This window comes from Streptomyces lunaelactis (genome assembly GCF_003054555.1).
GTDB lineage: Bacteria > Actinomycetota > Actinomycetes > Streptomycetales > Streptomycetaceae > Streptomyces > Streptomyces lunaelactis.
Window position 1 is genome coordinate 5,360,485 of record NZ_CP026304.1, and the last position, 19,024, is coordinate 5,379,508.

Genomic DNA, 19,024 nt, shown 5'->3' on the forward strand with positions numbered 1-19,024 from the left:
GCCAAGGAGAGTGCGTCATCACCGCGTCCAGCCCTCCTGCCGCCGTAGAACTGCGCGGCATCACCAAGCGCTTCCCCGGCGTCGTCGCCAACCACGACATCGACATCACCGTCGGCAAGGGCACCGTGCACGCCCTCGTCGGTGAGAACGGGGCCGGCAAGTCGACCCTGATGAAGATCCTCTACGGCATGCAGAAGCCGGACGAGGGCACCATCACCGTCGACGGCGACCAGGTCACCTTCTCCAGCCCGGCCGACGCCATCGCGCGTGGCATCGGCATGGTCCACCAGCACTTCATGCTGGCCGACAACCTCACCGTGCTGGAGAACGTTGTTCTCGGCGGCGAGAAGCTGTACGGCATCGGCGCCCGGGCCCGTAAGAAGATCCAGGAGATCTCCGACGCGTACGGCCTCAATGTGCGCCCCGACGTCCTCGTCGAGAACCTTGGCGTCGCCGACCGTCAGCGCGTGGAGATCCTCAAGGTCCTCTACCGCGGCGTCCACACGCTGATCCTCGACGAGCCGACCGCCGTGCTCGTCCCGCAGGAGGTCGACGCGCTCTTCGACAACCTGCGCGAACTCAAGGCCGAAGGCCTGACCGTCATCTTCATCTCGCACAAGCTGGGCGAGGTCCTGAGGGTCGCCGACGACATCACGGTGATCCGCCGCGGTACGACCGTGGGCACCGCCGACCCGCACACCACCACGAGGAAGCAGCTCGCCGAGCTGATGGTCGGCAGCGAGCTGCCCTCGCCCGAGACCCGTGAGTCGACGGTGACGGATGTGCCGATGCTCCAGGTCACGGACCTGAGGCTGACCCAGACCGACCCGGACGGCGTCATCCGCGAGGTGCTCGCCGACATCAACTTCACCATTCACAAGGGTGAGGTGCTGGGTGTCGCCGGTGTCGAGGGCAACGGCCAGACCGAGCTCATCGAGGCCCTGATCGGCATGCGCCTCCCGGACGGCGGTGTGATCACCCTCGACACCGCCGACATCTCGCACGCGCCGACCCGCAAGCGCCGCGAGGGCGGCATCGGCTACATCCCCGAGGACCGCCACCGGCACGGTCTGCTCCTCGAGTCCTCGCTGTGGGAGAACCGCATCCTCGGCCATGTCACCGAGGAGCCGAACAGCAAGCGGGGCCTGCTCGACCTCAAGGCCGCCCGCAAGGACACCGAGCGGATCGTGCGCGAGTACGACGTCCGCACCCCAGGCATCGAGGTCACCGCGGCCTCCCTCTCCGGCGGCAACCAGCAGAAGCTGATCGTCGGCCGCGAGATGAGCCACACCCCCAAGCTGCTGATCGCCGCCCACCCCACCCGTGGTGTGGACGTCGGCGCTCAGGCTGCCATCTGGGACCAGATCCGCGAGGCGCGCCGCGAGGGCCTCGCGGTGCTGCTGATCTCCGCCGACCTGGACGAGCTCATCGGGCTCTCCGACACCCTGCGGGTGATGTACCGGGGCCGGCTGGTCGCGGACGCCGACCCCGCCACGATCACCCCTGAGGAGCTGGGCTCGGCCATGACCGGCGCTGCCACCGGCCACCTTGAAGCACCCGAGCAGCCTGAGAACGGTGAGGGCCGATGAAGAAGTTCGACAAGGACCGGCTGATCCTGGGCCTCGCCGGCCCGGTGCTCGCCCTGGTCGTGGCCTTCGCGCTCACCTCGGTGGTGCTGCTCGTCTCGGACCGGAATCCGGTCGAGCCGTACCAACTGATGTGGGACAACGCCCAGTTCACCGACGTTCAGGTGCTGATCCTCAACCAGGCCGGTACGTACTACCTCGCCGCCCTGGCCGTCGCCATCGGCTTCCGGATGAACCTGTTCAACATCGGTGTGGACGGCCAGTACCGCCTCGCGGCGATGCTCGCCGCCGTGGTCGGCGCCTCCGTCGAGCTGCCGGGACCGCTCCACGTCCTGCTGATCGTGCTCGTCGCGATGTTCGTCGGCGCCTTCTGGGCCGGTATCGCGGGCATCCTGAAGACCACCCGCGGCGTCAGCGAGGTCGTCTCCACGATCATGCTCAACGCCATCGCGACCAGCGTGATCGCCTGGATGATCCTGCCGAAGAACCTCGGTGAGCAGCCGCCCGGCTCCAACGACCTGACCACGGGCGAGATCGCCGAGTCCGGCTGGTTCCCGGGCGTGGACGTCGACGGCGGGGTCATCTACGGCTTCACCTTCGTCGCCTTCGCGCTGGGCATCGTCTACTGGTTCGTCCTCAACCGCACCCGCTTCGGCTTCGATCTGCGCGCCACCGGCGCCAGCGAGTCCGCCGCCCAGGCGAGCGGTGTCGACGCCAAGAAGATGATCCTCACCGCGATGCTGATCTCCGGCGCGGTCGCGGGTCTGTCCGGTCTGCCGCTGCTGCTGGGCCAGACCCACACCTACAGCCTGAGCTTCCCGGTCGGCGTCGGCTTCACGGGCATCACGATCGCCCTGCTCGGCCGTAACAACCCGATCGGCATCTTCTTCGCCGCGCTGCTCATCTCCTTCCTGGAGAAGACGTCGGCCTCGCTGGACCAGCACGGCTACGAGAAGGAGATCGCCACGATCATGCAGGGACTGATCGTCATCTCCGTCGTCGTCTCCTACGAACTCGTCCGCCAGTACGGGCTCCGCCGCCAGCAGCAGAAGGTCGGCGAGGAGCTTGCCGCCCAGGCCCGTAAGAACCGAGAGGGAGTCGCGGCATGAGCGAGTCCACGAGCACCGTCTCGATGGTGAGCACCGCGCCCAAGAAGGGCGGCGGACGCCGCAAGCTGTCCCTGCCCGTCATCATGCTGATCATCGCGGCCGGCCTCGCGCTGTTCTCGCTGGTCCGGGTGATCAGCGGCGCGAACGACCTCACCTCAGTCGGCCAGGTGGCCGGCGCCCTCCAGCTGGCCGTGCCGATCGGACTCGCGGGACTCGGCGGTCTGTGGGCGGAGCGGGCCGGCGTGGTCAACATCGGCCTCGAGGGCATGATGATCCTCGGCACCTGGTTCGGTGCCTGGGCGGGCTACCAGTGGGGCCCGTGGACCGGTGTCCTGCTGGGCATCGTCGGCGGCGCGCTCGGCGGTCTGCTGCACGCGATCATGACCGTGACCTTCAACGTCAACCACATCGTCTCCGGTGTGGCCATCAACATCCTGGCCGTCGGCGTCACCCGCTATCTCTCGAACTTCACGTTCGCCGATGCCGAGGGCGGCTCCTCCAAGCAGTCCCCGCGCATCGACCAGATCACCGAGATCACCATTCCGGGGCTCTCGGACTGGCTGGCGGATCTGCAGGGCAGGCACTGGTTCTTCATCTCCGACCTGGCCGGTGTCCTCGGCGGTCTGATGACCAATCTGTCGCTGCTGACCGTCCTGGCGATCCTGCTGATCCCGGGCACCTGGTGGGTGCTGTGGCGTACGTCCTTCGGTCTGCGGCTGCGCTCCTGCGGTGAGAACCCGGTCGCCGCGGAGTCCCTCGGCGTCAACGTCTACAAGTACAAGTACATCGCCGTCGTCGTCTCCGGAGCTCTGTCCGGCCTCGGTGGCGCCTTCCTCGTCATCGTGTCCACCGGCATCTACCAGGAGGGGCAGACCGGCGGCCGCGGCTACATCGGTCTCGCCGCGATGATCTTCGGCAACTGGATGCCGGGCGGCATGGCGCTGGGCGCCGGACTCTTCGGCTTCACCGACGGCCTCAAGCTGCGCGGCGGCGCCGAGAACGTCCACGCGATGCTGCTTCTGCTGGCGCTCCTGCTGGTGCTCGCCTTCGCCTGGCAGCTGTACAAGAAGAAGCACTGGCAGGCCGGGATCTCCCTCGGCGTGGCCGCACTGCTGTTCGCGTGGTACTCGCTGACCGACGCGCTGCCCAGCCAGTTCGTGGACGCCGCGCCGTATGTCACGACGCTGCTGGTCCTCGCGCTGTCCGCGCAACGGCTTCGGATGCCCAAGGCCGACGGCATGCCGTACAAGAGGGGCCAGGGCAAGTGACCACCGCCGCCCGGGGAGTCGACTGGGACGCTCTGCGCGAGCGGGCGCGCGAAGCGATGTCACATGCGTACGCCCCCTACTCGGGCTACCCGGTCGGCGTGGCCGCGCTCGTCGACGACGGCCGCACGGTCGTCGGCTGCAACGTCGAGAACGCCTCGTACGGACTCGGCCTGTGCGCCGAGTGCGGTCTGGTCTCGCAGCTCCAGGCGACGGGCGGCGGCCGGCTGACGCACTTCAGCTGCGTGGACGGTGCCGGCGAGATTCTGGTGCCGTGCGGACGGTGCCGTCAGCTGCTGTACGAATTCGGCGGTCCCGAGCTGCTGCTGGAGACCCCGGACGGGGTGCTTCCGCTCTCCGAGATGCTTCCGCAGGCCTTCGGGCCCGGGCATCTCAGATAACATCCCGGCCCTCCCGCTCCTGGCGGGAGGGCCGTACCCATACGCCTTCTCTATGCGCGTAGAGCGACTCTGAGCCACTCTGGAGGAATTCCATGGACGTCATCTCGGTCATCCGCACCAAGCGGGACCGGGGCGAACTGAGCCCCGAGCAGATCGACTGGGTCATCGACGCCTACACGCGCGGTGAGGTCGCCGACGAGCAGATGTCGGCGCTGGCGATGGCCATCCTGCTGAACGGCATGAACCGTACGGAGATCGCCCGCTGGACGGCCGCGATGATCGCCTCCGGCGAGCGGATGAACTTCGACGCGCTCTCCCGCCCCACCGCCGACAAGCACTCCACCGGCGGCGTCGGCGACAAGATCACGCTGCCGCTCGCGCCGCTGGTGGCCGCATGTGGCGCCGCTGTGCCGCAGCTGAGCGGCCGGGGTCTCGGCCACACCGGCGGCACCCTGGACAAGCTGGAGTCCATCCCCGGCTGGCGGGCCCTGCTCTCCAACGAGGAGATGCTGCACGTCCTGGACACCACCGGCGCGGTGATCTGCGCGGCGGGCGACGGACTCGCCCCGGCGGACAAGAAGCTGTACGCGCTCCGCGATGTCACCGGCACGGTCGAGGCGATCCCGCTCATCGCCTCGTCGATCATGTCCAAGAAGATCGCCGAAGGTACGGGCTCGCTGGTCCTGGACGTCAAGGTCGGCACCGGCGCCTTTATGAAGACCATCGAGGACGCCCGCGAACTGGCCTCCACCATGGTGGCGTTGGGCACCGACAGCGGAGTGCGGACGGTCGCGCTGCTCACCGACATGTCCACCCCGCTCGGCCTCACGGCGGGCAACGCGCTGGAGGTCCGCGAGTCGGTCGAGGTGCTCGCCGGCGGCGGCCCGGCGGACGTCGTCGAACTCACCCTCGCGCTGGCCCGCGAGATGCTCGACGCGGCCGGCATCAAGGACGTGGACCCGGCGAAGGCCCTGGCCGACGGCTCGGCGATGGACGTCTGGCGCCGCATGATCGCGGCCCAGGGCGGCGACCCCGACGCCACGCTGCCCGTCGCCCGCGAGCAGCACGTGGTGACGGCGCCCTCCTCGGGCGTCCTCACCCGCCTCGACGCGTACGGCGTCGGCATCGCGGCCTGGCGCCTGGGCGCGGGCCGCGCCCGCAAGGAGGACCCGGTCCAGGCGGGAGCGGGAGTCGAACTCCACGCCAAGCCGGGCGAGACGGTGACGGCGGGCCAGCCGCTGCTGACCCTGCACACGGACACTCCGGAGAAGTTCGCGTACGCGCTGGACTCGCTGACCTCGGCGTACGACATCGCGGCGGCGGGCACGGAGTTCACGGCGAACCCGATCGTGCTGGACCGTATCGCCTGACGCTTTCGCGCTTTCGCGGTGCGGGAACGGGGTCGGTGGATCTCCACCGGCCCCGTCGGCGTTCCCCGTGATGAGGCGAGGGCCAGGACAGGGCCCAGGGGCGATGAGTTAGGGCCGCGGCGGCAGTCTCTTACGTGTGGACGCCACACAGCCGATCGTCGTGCGCATCGCCGGGAACGTGACCCCGGCCGATGTGCCGCGTCTGTGCGACGAGTTGTGCGCGCAGCTGATGGACACCGATGCCACCGAGGCGATCTGTGATGTCGGCGAGCTCGGCAGACCCGATCTGGCCGCGGTCAACGCCGTCGCCCGGCTCCAGCTCACCGCCCGGCGGATGGGGTGCCGGATCCTGCTGCGGAACGCGGCGCCCGAGCTCCGGGCCCTGCTGGACCTGGCCGGTCTGGGCGAGGCCGCCCGACCGATCGCCCCGGCCCGGGCAGGACCTGGAGCCGGACGCGACCCAAGCCCGGACTGATCGACCGGACAGACCCTGGGGCCTCTCGTTTGGATCTTGCCGGGCTCGGCCTAGACGGCGGGCTTGCCCTCCTTGTCCAGGCGGGCCGGCAGGTCGAACAGCGGGAACCAGCGCTGGGTGTCCAGGAATGAATTGATCCCCGTGATCCGGCCGTCCACGATCTCGATGACCATCAGCGCCCACGGCGTGAAGCCGTCGCCCTCCTCGGCCGGGTGGTAGTGGGCGAACGCCGGGCTGCCGTTGGCCACGGTCGGGACCAGCCGCGAGCCGCGGCAGACCGAGCCGACACCCAGCATCCAGCCGACGATGTCGTCGTGGCCCCGCAGCCACAGGTCGTACGGGGGCATGGAGAGCGTGGCGTCCTCGTGCAGCAGCGCCGTCAGCGCCTGCATGTCGTACCCCTCGAAGGCCGCGACATAGCGGTCCAGGAGCTTCTTCTGCTCCTCGTCCAGCGGGTTGTCCGCATCGGTCGACACGGGCCGCGCATCCGCCAGCGTCACCCGGGCCCGCTGCAGCGCGCTGTTCACCGAGGCCACCGTCGTACTCAGCAGCTCGGCCACCTCGCTCGCCTTCCAGGCCAGCACCTCGCGCAGGATCAGTACGGCCCGCTGCTTCGGTGGCAGATGCTGCAGCGCGGCGACGAACGCGAGCCTGATCGACTCGCGCTCCACGGCCGTCTCCGCCGGGTCCGCCACCGACGGCAGCACCCGCCCGTCCGGCACCGGCTCCAGCCAGGTGATCTCCGGCCGGGCGTTGAGCTGCGCCTGGGCCACCGGCGTGGCGGCGGTGAGGTCCATCGGGCGGGCCCGGCGGTTGCCGGCGTTCAGCATGTCCAGACAGACGTTCGTCGCGATGCGGTAGAGCCATGAGCGCAGCGACGACCGTCCCTCGAACTTCTCGAAGTTCCGCCAGGCCCGGACCATCGTGTCCTGGACGGCGTCCTCCGCCTCGAAGGCCGAGCCCAGCATGCGGTAGCAGTAGCCGGTCAGCTCCCTGCGGTGCTGCTCCAGCCTGGAATCCAGGTCCTGCGTCGTTGCCAGATCACTCATCGGGACCACCCCTGTCGCCCATCGGCACCAGCCCTTCGGAACCTACAGGAGGGCACTGACAATGGGGGTTCAGGTTCCGGGCTTGCGCCCGTAGACGTACACGTCGTCGCCGTTCTTCAGAAGATTCCAGTATGCCTTCGCATCAGCGGGGCGCATGTTGACGCAGCCCCCGGAGCCGGGTGGGTTGTACATCGACTTCGTCGTCGAGTGGAAGGCCTGGCCGCCGTCGAAGAACTGCGAGTACGGCATCCGCACGTTGTAGAGCGTCGACCAGTGGTTGATGCTCCGCCAGTAGATCTTCTTCGCTCCGGTGCGGGTCTCGGTGCCGTTCTTGCCGGTACGCACGGGAACCGGGCCGTACTTCAGCTTCGTGCCGTCCTGGATCCAGGCCAGCTGGCGCGTCAGGTCGACGCACGCGATACGGCCCTTGTTGGTCGGGCACTTGCCGGCCTTGTTCGGGGTCTTTCCCGCCGCCCGCTGCTGGAGCATGGTGTTCATCGTGCGCCAGGTCAGCGGCCCCGCGTAGCCGATGGTCGGGGTGATCCCGTGCATCGCCTGGAAGGCCCGGGTCGCCTTGCAGTCGGCGGCCGACTGCCTCCCGTCCACCGGGCGCCCCAGGAACTTCTCCACCTGCTTCTGGTACGGCCCCGTCGATGTCGTACACGATGCCGCCTGCGCCGGCGTACTGCCGAGCGCCACCGTCAGCGGGACCACCAGACCGGTCAGTCCGAGCGCTATGCCCGCTCGTCGCCCATTTGTGCTTGCCACAGCCACCAACTCCCCTTTTGCGTCTGCCGGTTTGACGCACACCGGGGAGTTGGAGTTGTACGGATTCGATACGGAATCTCAGCGCTGTGCCGTGGCCAGGACCAGCCGGTGCTCCGCCCGCGCCACCCGGGTCCCGTACAGCGTGATCGATACGACGCCGAGAACCGCGAGCAGCCCCAGCAGGACCGTGCCCGCCCAGCCGCCGGAGTGGAAGGCGATGGCGCCGAGCGTGCCGCCCGCGCTGCTGCCCAGGTAGTACGCGGACTGGTAGAGCGCCGATGCCTGCGCGCGGCCCGTCTTCGCCGTACGGCTCACCGAGGACGAGGCGACGGCGTGGCCCGCGAAGAAGCCCGCGGTGATCAGGACCAGGCCGAGCAGTACGGCGGGCAGCGAGTCCGCGAGCGAGAGCAGCAGGCCCGCGGTTGTGGTGGTGACCGCCAGGTACAGCGCGCCACGGCGGCCGAGCCGGGCGACCAGCTTGCCGGCCGCGGCGGAGGAGACCGTACCGACGAGATAGACCAGGAAGATCGAACCGATGACGCCCTGGGGGAGGCTGAAGGGCGCCTCGACCAGCCGGTAGCCGATCACCGTGTAGACCGCGCCGAAGACGGTCATGAACAGCGCGCCGATCGCGTACAGCCGCAGCAGCAGCGGGTCGGCGAGGTGGCCGCGCACCGTCTTCGCCAGGGCGCGCGGGCCCTGCGAACGGGGCGTGAAATGACGGGCCTTGGGGAGCATGGCGCGGAAGACCAGCGCGCACACCACCGCCATCAGGCCGACCGCGGCGAGCGCCGCGCGCCAGCCCCACAGCTGGGCCACCCAGCCGGTGACGATCCGGCCGCTCATGCCGCCGATGCTGTTGCCCGCCACGAACAGGCCGATCGCTGCGATCAGCGCCTTGGGCCGTACCTCCTCCGCGAGGAACGCCATCGCCGACGCCGGCAGACCGGCGAGCGCCGCACCCTGCACGGCGCGCAGCGCCACCAGCCACTCCAGGCTCGGCGCGAGAGGCACGAGCAGCCCGATCACGACGGCGACCGCCAGGGACACGGTCATCAGAGTGCGCCGCCCGAAGCGCTCGGAGAGCGCGCTCAGCGGCAGTACGAACAGGGCCAGCGCGCCCGTCGCGGCGGAGACCGTCCAGCTGGCGGCGCTCGCGCTCACGCCGAAGTCGGCGGAGACGGCGGGCAGCAGCGCCTGCGTGGAGTACAGGAGGGCGAAGGTCGCGACACCGGCGGCGAAGAGCGCGAAGCTCATGCGGCGGTAGCCGGGCCGGCCGGGGGAGAGAAGTTCGGGGGACGACGGGACGGCGCCCACGGGAGTGGACGCCTTGGTACTGACAGGAGGCATACATCGAAAGTAGGCCTCCGCATTTCATGCGTCCAATGCACGGAATGGCGATAATCGTTCCCATGGTGCATCAACACAGCTCACAGCCTCGGCTGTCACCGAGCAGTTACGAAGAAGACATCACGCTGCTGCTCGCTCCGCGCCTCGCGTACTTCGCCGGGGTGGCACGGCAGGAGCATGTGACCCGTGCCGCGCAGGAGATGGGCGTCCCGCAGTCGACGCTCTCGCGGGCGATCGTGCGGCTCGAGGAGGACCTGGGGGTGGCGCTGTTCGCCCGTAAGGGCCGTACGGTGTCGCTGACTCCGGCCGGCCGTACCTTCCTCACCTCGGTGGAGCGGGCGCTGGCGGAGGTGGAACGGGCGGCGGAGTCGGTCCAGGCGGACGCGGACCCGAGCGCGGGCAAGGTCGCGTTCGGCTTTCTGCACACGATGGGCTCGGAGACGGTGCCCGAGCTCATCCGGGCCTTCCGCGTCGACCACCCCCGGATCCGCTTCACGCTCGTCCAGAACTACGGCGAGGCGATGATCGAGCGCCTGCGAGCCGGGGACCTCGACCTGTGCCTGACCTCGCCGGTCCCGGACGCGCCGGATCTGGTCGCCCGCCGGCTTGACGAGCAGCGGCTGCGGCTGGTGGTGCCGGACGACCACCGCCTGGCCGGCCGCAAGCGGATCCGCCTGGCGGAGGCCGCGGACGAGACGTTCGTGACGCTGGAGCCGGGTTACGGCCTGCGCCGCATCACGGACGACCTGTGCGCGGAGGCGGGCTTCACCCCGCGAATCGCGTTCGAGGGCGAGGAGGCGGAGACCCTGCGCGGCCTGGTCGCGGCGGGCCTGGGCGTGGCGCTGCTGCCACCCCCGGCGGTGGCGCGCCCCGGGGTGGTCGAACTGGGGGTGACGGCACCGCGGGCGGTACGGGAGATCGGGGTGGCCTGGCTGGACGGCCACCCGGACACGGCGCCGGTGGCGGCGTTCAAGCGGTTCCTGCTCTCGCGGCGGGGCCACCTGCTGCCGGACTGACGCCCTGGTCCTCAAACGCCGGACGGGCTGGATTTCCTCACGGTCGCAGTGAGCGGCCGAAGCCCGCCGCGAGGGGCATGCGCAGGCCCAGCGGCGGCGGGGCCGCCAGCGCGTCCGCCACCGGGCGGGCGTACCTGCGCGTGAACAGCGCTCCGAGCACGAAATCCGACGCCAGCGCCTGGACTTCCTCGTAGTGCTGGCGCAGTGCGTGGCCGTCCGAGTGGACCTCGAAGCGGCAGATGTCGCGGCTCGACTTCTTCGCGCGCTCCGCCAGGCGGTACGAGAGCTCCGGGTCCGTACGCGCGTCGTTCGTGCCGTGCACGATCAGCACCTGCCTGCCCACCAGCTGCTTCACCGGCTCCGGCGCCGCCGCCATGTCGTCCTCCGGCAGCCAAGGCGCGAGCGCCAGCACCGAGTTGACCGCCGGGTGGCCCGCCGCGTGGAGGGCGGCGCGGGCGCCCATGCCGTGGCCCGTGAGGCAGACGGGGACGTCGCCGTAGCGTCGTACGACCTCCTCCACCGCCCACGTCGCGTCCGCCGCCAGATGCGCGTCGGGGCCGTTCCAGCCGCGGCAGCGGTAGTGGACCCCGTGCACGACCAGGCCGTCCGCCCGGCCCGCCCGGGCCAGCGTGCGGCCCAGCGGAAGTGCCGCGGCGTATGACAGGGGCGAGGGTCTGCGGGCGGACTCCGGTTCCCCGTCCGGCAGCAGCAGCACCACCCCGGCCACGCCGTCCGCCGCTGAGCCGTTCGCGGAGGCGCGGCTGCTCGTCGCGCGGCCGAGGCGGGCGCGCGCCGGGGTACGGCTCCCTCGCGCTCCCCGTGCCACGGTCGTCGCCTCACGGCGGCTGTCCGCTCCTGCGGCCGCGTCGGCCGGACGCCCCCACCACAGGGGTAGTGCGTGGTGTGCCATGGCAGAACAGTCTCAGAAGGGCAGGTGTACTCCACCCGTCCGCACGGTCACTGTTACGTATCGACGGGCGGTGCGAGGGGGCGATCTCTACGCGCGTAGGGGCTAGAGTGCGCAGATGACGAGCCAGACCCTCAACACGCCCACCGCGGAACAGATCCGCCGCGCTCCGAAGGTGCTCCTCCACGACCACCTCGACGGCGGGCTGCGACCGGGCACGATCATCGAACTCGCCCGCGAGACGGGCTACGAAGCACTCCCCGAGACCGAGCCCGACAAGCTCGGCATCTGGTTCCGCGAGGCCGCCGACTCCGGCTCGCTGGAGCGCTATCTGGAGACCTTCGCGCACACCTGCGCCGTCATGCAGACCCGCGAGGCGCTCTTCCGCGTCGCCGCCGAGTGCGCCGAGGACCTCGCCGAGGACGGCGTCGTCTACGCCGAGGTCCGCTACGCCCCGGAGCAGCACCTCGAGGCCGGCCTGAGCCTCGAAGAGGTCGTCGAGGCGGTCAACGCAGGCTTCCGCGAAGGGGAGCGGCTGGCCCGCGAGAGCGGCCACCGCATCCGGGTCGGCGCCCTGCTCACCGCGATGCGGCACGCCGCCCGCTCCCTGGAGATCGCCGAACTGGCCAACCGCTACCGCGACATGGGCGTCGTAGGCTTCGACATCGCCGGCGCCGAGGCGGGCTTCCCGCCCACCCGCCACCTCGACGCCTTCGAGTATCTGAAGCGGGAGAACAACCACTTCACGATTCACGCGGGCGAGGCGTTCGGACTGCCGTCGATCTGGCAGGCGCTCCAGTGGTGCGGCGCCGACCGGCTCGGGCACGGCGTGCGGATCATCGACGACATCACGGTCGCCGAGGACGGCAGTGTGTCGCTGGGCCGGCTCGCCGCGTACGTACGGGACAAGCGCATCCCGCTGGAGCTCTGCCCGACGTCCAATCTGCAGACCGGCGCGGCCGCCTCGTACGCCGAGCACCCCATCGGGCTGCTGCGCAGGCTGCACTTCCGGGCCACGGTCAATACCGACAACCGGCTGATGAGCGGTACGAGCATGAGCCGCGAATTCGAGCTGCTGACCGAGACCTTCGGATACACGCTCGAGGACATGCAGTGGTTCACCGTCAATGCCATGAAGTCGGCGTTCATTCCTTTCGATGAACGGCTCGCGATGATCAGTGACGTGATCAAGCCCGGTTACGCCGAGTTGAAGTCCGAATGGCTGTTCCGGCAGACGGCCACGACCAGCGATTCTTCCTTCGGCGAGAGCTGATCGGGCGCACGTCGAAGCGGTCGGGAGCGTCAACTTCCGGCCGCTTCGTCGTGTTTGCGGCCCTGTGTGAGGCTGGCTAGCTTGCAAAGCTCCGCTCGTATCCCCGTCCCAAGGACTCATCACTGATGAAGCAGTCTGCTGCCAGGACTCTCGGTGTCGCCGCTCTCGGTGCCGCCTTCGCCGCTGCCGCCGCCGGTACGGCCTCCGCCGCCCCCGCCTCGTTCCCCGGCTCCGTGACCTCGCTGGACACCGTCACCGACGCGGTGCCGGTCCAGGAGGCTCTCACCAAGCTTCGGGCGGGCGCCCCCGAGTCGCTGGCCGGTGGTCGGACCGCGCTGACGAACAACGCGACCACGCTGCCCGCCCCCCTGCAGGAGACCGCGTCCAAGGTGCTGCCCGCCGCGGACAAGGCCGACCCGCTCGCCGCCCTCCTCGGTGGCCTGCCGGTTGGCGGTGGCCTGCCGGGTGGCGGCGGCCTGCCGGGCGGCGGTGGCCTGCCGGGCGGCGGTGGCCTGCCGGTCGGCGCCGGGCTGCCCGGCCTCGGCTGAACTCGCCTGAACCTGGCCGACGTACGCCAGGAATCGGCCGGGGTACGCCAAGAAGTGGGGCGCACACCCGAATCGGGTGTGCGCCCCACTTCGCTGTGCCAGGATCGCGGCCATGCGCGTGAAGACCGCAGGACTGACCGCACTCGTCACCGTCCCCGCGCTCCTGCTGGCCACGGCCTGTACGAGTGGGGACGACGAACGCCCCGCCAAGGGCGAGGGCAGGACCACGGACGCGCCTACGAGCGCGAGTACCGATACCGGCAAGGGCGGCGGCGGAGGCAGCGGCGGTGATGCCGGCGGTGACGCGTCGGTGCCGCTCAGCGGGCCCCAGCTGGAGCGTGCCGCCCTCGCGAGCGGCGATCTGGCCGACTTCCAGGTGTCCACGGGGAAGAGCGCGCTCGCGCCCGCAGGACAGCCCGCCGCCGACAGGCCGCAGTGCCAGCCGCTCGCCGACGCGATGGGTGACAAGCCGAGTCCCCGGGCCGCCAGAACCGCCAATCGCGGTCTCGGCTCCCTGAAGAACCTCGGACTCGCGGTGTCCGCCTCGCTCAGTGCGTACACCGAGGCGGAGGCCGGGAAGCTGATGAGCGGACTCAAGTCGGCCGTGGCGGCCTGCGGTGAGGGCTTCGGCGCGAACCTCGATGGCCGCAGGGGCAGCTATCGCGAGGTGAGGACCGCGGCCTTCACCGTCAGCGGCGCCGACGAGACGGTCAGCTGGACCACGGTCGGGACCAACGAGGGCGCCGTCGCCCCGATCCATCTGGTCGTGGTGCGCAAGGGCGCGACCGTGGCCCGTTTCATGGCGCTCGACCTCGCGCGGCGCACACCGCCGCGCGTCCCTCGGGAGGTCGCCGACAAACAGCTGGCGAAGGTCGCCCAGGTGCTTGCCGGTTAGGCCCTGTCCGGCCGCGCGTACGCGATGCGGCACCGGAGCACGTACTGCCGGTACTGCCGCGTACTACCAGGCGCTGGTGGCGGTCTTCTCGGACGGCAGCAGCGCCCACAGCGCCAGGTAGATCAGGAACTGCGGGCCGGGCAGCAGACACGAGACAACAAAGATCACACGCATCGTGGTCGCAGAGGTGCCGAAGCGCTGTGCCAGCGCTGCGCACACTCCGCCGATCATGCGTCCGTCTCGGGGGCGGACAAGTGCGGCCATGGTGGGCTCCTTCGCGAGACCTTCCGGGGAGCGTCTCTGTTGTGCTCCCGATGCATCCATAGTGGCTCCGCGAGGGGGGTCGAAGCGTCGCTCTACGGTGCGATCCCGACCCTGGGAATCGTCGGGGTCGGCCCCTGAGGGGCCTCCTCCCGCAGGTTGGCCCCGTGCCGGCGCCGGGTGGAGCCCGCCGCCGCGCGCTGCCGCCTGCGGCGCAGCCGGGCCCGGCCGGCGGGCACGAGGAACAGATGGGCCAGCGCCACCCCCGCCGTGTTCAGCAGCAGGGAGTCCACGTCGACGACCTGTCCGGGCACCCCGGTCTGCAGCAGCTCGATGCCGAGCGACAGGAGTGCCCCGGCCGCGACCGTACGGGCCAGTGACGCCAGCGGGGAGACGCTGAGCCGGCCGCCCGCCATCGGCAGCAGTACGCCGAGCGGGGCCAGCAGCAGGAGTCCTTCGCCGATCCGGTGCGCGGCCACCACCGGGCCCATGGCCAGATCGGCCTTGATGCCGGCCAGCGGCTCGAGATTGGCGGCGGTCACCCACAGCACGTCGATCGGGCGCAGCGTCAGCCATGCCACGAGCAGCAGATGCGCGACGAGGAGGATGACCCCCGCCGCGCGGAAGTGGATGGCGGCACTGCCTGCCGGACCTTGACGCTGCACGCCCCCCAAGACGCACGCTTCGCCGGGATCGGTTCCGCGTGCTTCTAAGAGGAAGCGGGAGAGGCTCCCGAACCAGGTCCCGAACCAGGTCCCGAACCGGGTCCCGAACCGGCTCCGGAAGCGGTGGGCGAGGGGAGCGCGCCGAGCGTCGGTACGGCCTCCTCGGGCCGCTCCTTGGTCCCCGCGGAGCACTGGTACCCCCGGGGCGCGTACTTCCCGGGCCCGCCCAGCAGCACCGAACCGTCCGTGGCGGCCGCCACGCTCTCCGCGAACGTGCAGACGATCTGGGCCAGCGCCGACGCCGGCAGATCCTCCGGCTGGCGGCTGAGGCGCAGAGTGCCCGCGGGATCGCCCTCGCGCGCCCCGCTCAGGACCAGCGGCCCGCGTACGTACGTCGCGAAGCCGGCCTCCTGCTCAGGGTCCGAAGGCGCCTCGATGAGCTGGTCCAAAAGCGCCTGCGCGAACCGCAGGCGGCTGCCTGTGGCCTTCTGCTCGGGGATCTCCGCCGTACGGTCCACGGACTCCAGCTGCGAGGCGCAGACCAGGTAGACGCGGACCGGGACGCCCTGCTGCTGCGCCTGGGGGGTGACGCTGCCCCCGGACACTTCGCAGGGCACCCGGGAGGGCGCCGGTCCCGCGTCGACCGGTACCTGGGTGCTCCTGATCCCGCAGCCGCCGATCAGGGCGGTGCTCGCGAGTGCGGCGAGTGCGGCGAGTGCGGCCAGTGCGGCCGCCGGCCGCCGGGTACGGCCCTTCGGCGTCACAGCGCCCCTCCCTCTCCCCGGTCGGGATCCTGCCCGGCGACACCGTCCACGTCGCTGTCGGCGTCCGCGTCGCCGTGCCCGTCGCAGTCCTTCAGCGACGAGACGTCCCGGGGCAGCCGCAGTACGAACACCGCGCCGTCGCCGTCGGCGGAGTTGGCCGCGGTGATGTCGCCGCCGTGGATATGGGCGTTCTCCATCGCGATCGACAGCCCCAGACCACTGCCCTCGGAGCGCGGCCGTGAGGCGCTCGCCTTGTAGAAGCGGTCGAAGACATGCGGCAGTACGTCCTCGGGGATGCCGGGCCCGTGGTCCCGTACCTCGATCACCAGCTCGTGGTCGAGGGTCCGCACCGACACCCGTACCGGCGAACCGCCGTGCTTGAGGGCGTTGCCGATCAGATTCGCCAGGATCACATCGAGCCGGCGCGGATCGAGCTGCGCCATGATCCCGCGCTCGGCGTCCAGATCCACCGCGTCCAGCCAGGCGCGTGCGTCGATGCAGGCGGTGACCTGGTCGGCGACGTCGACCGTGTCCAGTACGAGCCGGGCCGTGCCCGCGTCGAAGCGGGTGACCTCCATCAGGTTCTCCACCAGATCGCCGAGCCGCCGGGTCTCGCTCACCACCAGGTTCACGGCGGGCGCGATCATCGGGTCGAAGCTGTCGGCCTCGTCCTCGAGCACCTCGGTGACGGCGGTGAGCGCGGTCAGCGGGGTGCGCAGCTCGTGCGACATGTCGGCGACGAAGCGGCGGCTGGACTCCTCCCGCGCGCTCATGTCCGCGACCTTCTTCTCCAGCGACTCCGCGGTCTTGTTGAACGTCCTTGCCAGCTCGGCGAGTTCGTCCGTACCCGAGACGCGCAGCCGGGTGTCGAGCTTCCCCTCGCCGAGCCGCCGCGCCGCCTCGCCGAGCCGGTGCACGGGCTTGAGCACGGTCGTGGCGGCGGCCTGCGCGAGCAGCGCGGAGCCGACGAGGGCCAGGGCGGTGGCGATCGCCAGCGACCAGGCGAGCGAGTTGAGGTCCTGACGCTCCTGGTCCAGCGACTTGAAGAGATAGCCGGTCGGACCGCCTCCGACGATCCTGGTGCCGCCGACGAGATAGGGCTTGCTGCCGCGCTGGGTGCGCTGCCAGTAGAGGTGGTACGGAACGGAGTTGCCGGCGCCGACGCCCTGTCGCTCGTTCACCGCCTCCCGCAGGGACCGGGGCACGTCGTCGAGCGTGAAGTGGTCCGGGTCGGAGGTGCCGACGATCGGCTTGCCCTCGGCGCGTTCGCCGATGAGCAGCACGTCGTAGCCCGCGCTGCCGCCCGCCATCTGTTCGGCGGCCTTCTGCAGCTCGCCCGGCGTCGGCCGCAGCGGCAGGGCGGCCGCGCGGTTCTGCATCTCCTGCCGGAAGTCCCCCAGCGCGGCGTCCTGGGTGCGGGTCAGCACGGCTTCGCGGTTGAGCCAGTACGCGATGCCCGACGCGGACACGGCGGCGGTCAGCGCGACGAGCGCGAAGACCACGACGAGGCGGAGCCTCAGGCTCGTCCAGCGGAGTCCGGCGAGTAGCGCGCGCTTGGCGGCGTCGCTCACCTAGGGATTCCGTTCGTGGGGGTCACGGCGCGCGCTTCGCTCACTGCGGGACGTCCAGGCGGTAGCCCACGCCACGCACCGTACGGATCAGGGTCGGCGAGGACGGCACGTCCTCGACCTTCGCCCGCAGCCGCTGCACGCACGCGTCCACCAGACGCGAGTCACCGAGGTAGTCGTGCTCCCACACCAGCCGCAGCAGCTGCTGCCGCGACAGGGCCTGTCCGGGCCGGCGGCTCAGCTCGAGCAGCAGCCGCAGCTCGGTGGGCGTGAGCTGCAGGTCCTCGCCGTTCTTGGTGACCGTCATCGCGGAGCGGTCGATCACCAGTGAGCCGAAGGTCGCGGAGTCGGTGGACTCCCGCTCGCCGCGCCGCAGCACGGCGCGGATACGGGCGTCCAGCACACGGCCCTGGACGGGCTTGACGACATAGTCGTCCGCGCCCGACTCGAGACCCACGACCACATCGATGTCATCGCTGCGTGCGGTCAGCAGGATGATCGGCAGCTGGTCGGTGCGCCGGATGCGCCGGCACACCTCGAAACCGTCGATCCCGGGCAGCATCACATCCAGCACGATCAGGTCCGGCCGCTGCTCGCGCAGCAGTTTCAGGCCGTCCTCGCCCGTCGCCGCGGTGGCCACTCGGTGGCCCTGGCGTGACAGGGAGAGTTCGAGGGCCGTGCGGATGGCGTCGTCGTCCTCGATCAGCAACAGGAAAGGCACGGAGGTCATTCTGGCCCATGGGGGACGTCCAGTTCGACAGTTGGTGGGCAACCACACGACTCCTCCCCTTGTGACAGGCCGTGCAAGCCCTTTCCCAACTGCCCGCGGACCGTCTGCCGGACGGCACTTGGAGTGGCCACCGGGCCCTGTGACAGGTCTGTGACAGTCGACGGACACCGCGATGAAACTGCCCGGGCAAGCTTCTTGGCACACGGACAGAAACAGACTCCATTCGACGGGGGGCGCGAGATGAACGCACTGCACAGCACCAACCCAAGCGCAGTTGTCACGCGTCTCCACGACGTCGTGAGGAGCACCGAGAAGTCCGGCGCGGTGAACGGGCGGGGGTGCGTTCGCAGCGCCGGGCGTCAGCACAAGCCGTCGTCCGCGGAGCAAGGGCGCAAGCCCTACATGACGGTGGTTGACGCGACCGTGGGGGGCGGCGGAGCGGCGTACGGGGAGGCATCGGGGGATCGGACGAGCCTGTCGGAGGCGGAGTTCACCGCCTACGTGCAGGAGCGCCGCGCCTCTCTGTACGCGACCGCCTACCACCTGACCGGTGACCGTTTCGAGGCGGAGGACCTGCTGCAGAGCGCGCTCTTCTCGACCTACCGGGCGTGGGACAGGATCAGCGACAAGGCGGCGGTCGGGGGCTACCTGCGCCGCACGATGACGAATCTGCACATCAGCGCCTGGCGCCGGCGCAAGCTCAACGAGTACCCGACGGAGGAGCTGCCGGAGACGGCGAGCGACACCGACGCGATGCGGGGTACGGAGCTGCGCGCGGTGCTCTGGCAGGCGCTGGCCAGGCTGCCCGAGCTCCAGCGGACGATGCTGGTTCTGCGTTACTACGAGGGCCGCACGGACCCGGAGATCGCGGAGATCCTGGACATCAGTGTCGGCACGGTGAAGTCGAGCATCTGGCGGTCACTCCGCCGGCTGCGCGAGGACGAGGTCCTCAGCTTCGGCCGTGACGAGGAAGAGTCCTTCGGCGAGCTGGTGGCCTGAAGGTGTAGGGGGGAACGGGGCCGCT

Annotated in this window: 20 protein-coding genes; 11 read left to right on the top strand and 9 right to left on the bottom strand. The window is 70.4% G+C overall.

Annotation, left to right across the window (positions count from 1 at the left end):
• Positions 1-17 precede the first annotated feature (17 nt).
• From SLUN_RS24835 to SLUN_RS24860, 6 genes are all read left to right on the top strand, one after another.
• Positions 18-1,589: an ABC transporter ATP-binding protein gene (locus SLUN_RS24835; RefSeq protein WP_257153939.1), complete on the top strand. Its 1,572-nt coding sequence runs from the start codon at positions 18-20 to the stop codon at positions 1,587-1,589.
• A complete protein-coding gene (locus SLUN_RS24840; protein WP_108151806.1) occupies positions 1,586-2,695 on the top strand; it encodes an ABC transporter permease in 1,110 nt (369 codons plus the stop codon). Before SLUN_RS24835 ends, SLUN_RS24840 begins: the two co-directional genes overlap by 4 nt.
• On the top strand, positions 2,692-3,963 hold the full coding sequence (locus tag SLUN_RS24845) for an ABC transporter permease (RefSeq protein ID WP_108151808.1): 1,272 nt from the start codon (positions 2,692-2,694) through the stop codon (positions 3,961-3,963). The genes SLUN_RS24840 and SLUN_RS24845 overlap by 4 nt, the downstream gene beginning before the upstream one ends.
• Positions 3,960-4,361 (top strand): cytidine deaminase, encoded by a 402-nt coding sequence (locus tag SLUN_RS24850; RefSeq protein WP_108151810.1) that lies wholly within the window; start codon positions 3,960-3,962, stop codon positions 4,359-4,361. The genes SLUN_RS24845 and SLUN_RS24850 overlap by 4 nt, the downstream gene beginning before the upstream one ends.
• A 92-nt stretch (positions 4,362-4,453) precedes the next feature.
• A complete protein-coding gene (locus SLUN_RS24855) occupies positions 4,454-5,731 on the top strand; it encodes a thymidine phosphorylase (protein ID WP_108151812.1) in 1,278 nt (425 codons plus the stop codon).
• A gap of 136 nt (positions 5,732-5,867) precedes the next feature.
• A complete protein-coding gene (locus SLUN_RS24860; RefSeq protein ID WP_108151814.1) occupies positions 5,868-6,206 on the top strand; it encodes an STAS domain-containing protein in 339 nt (112 codons plus the stop codon).
• Positions 6,207-6,256: 50 nt separating this feature from the next.
• On the opposite strand, the gene SLUN_RS24865 is transcribed toward SLUN_RS24860, so the two are convergent.
• The 3 genes from SLUN_RS24865 to SLUN_RS24875 all read right to left on the bottom strand — a co-directional run bounded on the left by SLUN_RS24865 (position 6,257) and on the right by SLUN_RS24875 (position 9,373).
• Entirely contained in the window at positions 6,257-7,255 is a 999-nt protein-coding gene (locus SLUN_RS24865) for a sigma-70 family RNA polymerase sigma factor (protein WP_108151816.1), read from the bottom strand.
• A 69-nt stretch (positions 7,256-7,324) separates the two neighbouring features.
• Entirely contained in the window at positions 7,325-7,993 is a 669-nt protein-coding gene (locus SLUN_RS24870) for a L,D-transpeptidase family protein (RefSeq protein WP_371413923.1), read from the bottom strand.
• Positions 7,994-8,101: 108 nt separating this feature from the next.
• Entirely contained in the window at positions 8,102-9,373 is a 1,272-nt protein-coding gene (locus tag SLUN_RS24875) for an MFS transporter (protein ID WP_108151819.1), read from the bottom strand.
• Between the two features lie 62 nt (positions 9,374-9,435).
• Here SLUN_RS24875 and SLUN_RS24880 point away from each other — a divergent pair, with 62 nt between their 5' ends.
• Complete coding sequence (locus tag SLUN_RS24880; RefSeq protein WP_108151821.1) at positions 9,436-10,389, top strand: LysR family transcriptional regulator; 954 nt, start codon at positions 9,436-9,438, stop codon at positions 10,387-10,389.
• A 37-nt stretch (positions 10,390-10,426) separates the two neighbouring features.
• Here SLUN_RS24880 and SLUN_RS24885 read toward each other — a convergent pair whose 3' ends face one another.
• Positions 10,427-11,107: an alpha/beta fold hydrolase gene (locus tag SLUN_RS24885; protein WP_108154922.1), complete on the bottom strand. Its 681-nt coding sequence runs from the start codon at positions 11,105-11,107 to the stop codon at positions 10,427-10,429.
• 307 nt (positions 11,108-11,414) lie between these two features.
• On the opposite strand from SLUN_RS24885, the gene SLUN_RS24890 reads away from it, so the two are divergent.
• The 3 genes from SLUN_RS24890 to SLUN_RS24900 all read left to right on the top strand — a co-directional run bounded on the left by SLUN_RS24890 (position 11,415) and on the right by SLUN_RS24900 (position 14,012).
• Positions 11,415-12,569 carry an adenosine deaminase gene (locus SLUN_RS24890; RefSeq protein ID WP_108151823.1) on the top strand — a complete coding sequence of 385 codons (1,155 nt, stop codon included), beginning with the start codon at positions 11,415-11,417 and terminating at the stop codon, positions 12,567-12,569.
• A 125-nt stretch (positions 12,570-12,694) separates the two neighbouring features.
• Positions 12,695-13,117 (top strand): ATP-binding protein, encoded by a 423-nt coding sequence (locus tag SLUN_RS24895; RefSeq protein WP_108151825.1) that lies wholly within the window; start codon positions 12,695-12,697, stop codon positions 13,115-13,117.
• Between the two features lie 112 nt (positions 13,118-13,229).
• Positions 13,230-14,012 (top strand): hypothetical protein, encoded by a 783-nt coding sequence (locus tag SLUN_RS24900; protein WP_108151827.1) that lies wholly within the window; start codon positions 13,230-13,232, stop codon positions 14,010-14,012.
• Positions 14,013-14,075: 63 nt separating this feature from the next.
• Here the strand turns inward: SLUN_RS24900 and SLUN_RS24905 are convergent, their stop codons facing one another.
• The 5 genes from SLUN_RS24905 to afsQ1 all read right to left on the bottom strand — a co-directional run bounded on the left by SLUN_RS24905 (position 14,076) and on the right by afsQ1 (position 17,991).
• Positions 14,076-14,276, bottom strand: coding sequence for a PspC domain-containing protein (locus tag SLUN_RS24905; protein ID WP_108151829.1), 201 nt, complete (start codon positions 14,274-14,276; stop codon positions 14,076-14,078).
• A 92-nt stretch (positions 14,277-14,368) separates the two neighbouring features.
• Complete coding sequence (locus SLUN_RS24910) at positions 14,369-14,938, bottom strand: VanZ family protein (RefSeq protein WP_108151831.1); 570 nt, start codon at positions 14,936-14,938, stop codon at positions 14,369-14,371.
• Positions 14,939-14,982: 44 nt separating this feature from the next.
• Positions 14,983-15,702 carry a hypothetical protein gene (locus SLUN_RS24915; RefSeq protein ID WP_108151833.1) on the bottom strand — a complete coding sequence of 240 codons (720 nt, stop codon included), beginning with the start codon at positions 15,700-15,702 and terminating at the stop codon, positions 14,983-14,985.
• Positions 15,699-17,273, bottom strand: a complete 1,575-nt coding sequence (locus SLUN_RS24920; RefSeq protein WP_108151835.1) for an ATP-binding protein — start codon at positions 17,271-17,273, stop codon at positions 15,699-15,701. Before SLUN_RS24920 ends, SLUN_RS24915 begins: the two co-directional genes overlap by 4 nt.
• A 40-nt stretch (positions 17,274-17,313) precedes the next feature.
• A complete protein-coding gene (afsQ1, locus tag SLUN_RS24925; protein ID WP_175257369.1) occupies positions 17,314-17,991 on the bottom strand; it encodes a two-component system response regulator AfsQ1 in 678 nt (225 codons plus the stop codon).
• Positions 17,992-18,240: 249 nt separating this feature from the next.
• On the opposite strand from afsQ1, the gene SLUN_RS24930 reads away from it, so the two are divergent.
• On the top strand, positions 18,241-18,999 hold the full coding sequence (locus tag SLUN_RS24930; protein WP_108151839.1) for a SigE family RNA polymerase sigma factor: 759 nt from the start codon (positions 18,241-18,243) through the stop codon (positions 18,997-18,999).
• Positions 19,000-19,024 lie beyond the last annotated feature (25 nt).

Excerpts from the sequence above, each read along its gene's own strand:
- SLUN_RS24840 (WP_108151806.1), top strand. The coding sequence starts at position 1,586 with ATGAAGAAGTTCGACAAGGACCGGCTGATCCTGGGCCTCGCCGGCCCG.
- SLUN_RS24845 (WP_108151808.1), top strand. The coding sequence starts at position 2,692 with ATGAGCGAGTCCACGAGCACCGTCTCGATGGTGAGCACCGCGCCCAAG.
- SLUN_RS24855 (WP_108151812.1), top strand. The coding sequence starts at position 4,454 with ATGGACGTCATCTCGGTCATCCGCACCAAGCGGGACCGGGGCGAACTG.
- SLUN_RS24865 (WP_108151816.1), bottom strand. The coding sequence starts at position 7,255 with ATGAGTGATCTGGCAACGACGCAGGACCTGGATTCCAGGCTGGAGCAG.
- SLUN_RS24875 (WP_108151819.1), bottom strand. The coding sequence starts at position 9,373 with ATGCCTCCTGTCAGTACCAAGGCGTCCACTCCCGTGGGCGCCGTCCCG.
- SLUN_RS24880 (WP_108151821.1), top strand. The coding sequence starts at position 9,436 with ATGGTGCATCAACACAGCTCACAGCCTCGGCTGTCACCGAGCAGTTAC.
- SLUN_RS24890 (WP_108151823.1), top strand. The coding sequence starts at position 11,415 with ATGACGAGCCAGACCCTCAACACGCCCACCGCGGAACAGATCCGCCGC.
- SLUN_RS24895 (WP_108151825.1), top strand. The coding sequence starts at position 12,695 with ATGAAGCAGTCTGCTGCCAGGACTCTCGGTGTCGCCGCTCTCGGTGCC.
- SLUN_RS24900 (WP_108151827.1), top strand. The coding sequence starts at position 13,230 with ATGCGCGTGAAGACCGCAGGACTGACCGCACTCGTCACCGTCCCCGCG.
- SLUN_RS24905 (WP_108151829.1), bottom strand. The coding sequence starts at position 14,276 with ATGGCCGCACTTGTCCGCCCCCGAGACGGACGCATGATCGGCGGAGTG.
- SLUN_RS24930 (WP_108151839.1), top strand. The coding sequence starts at position 18,241 with ATGAACGCACTGCACAGCACCAACCCAAGCGCAGTTGTCACGCGTCTC.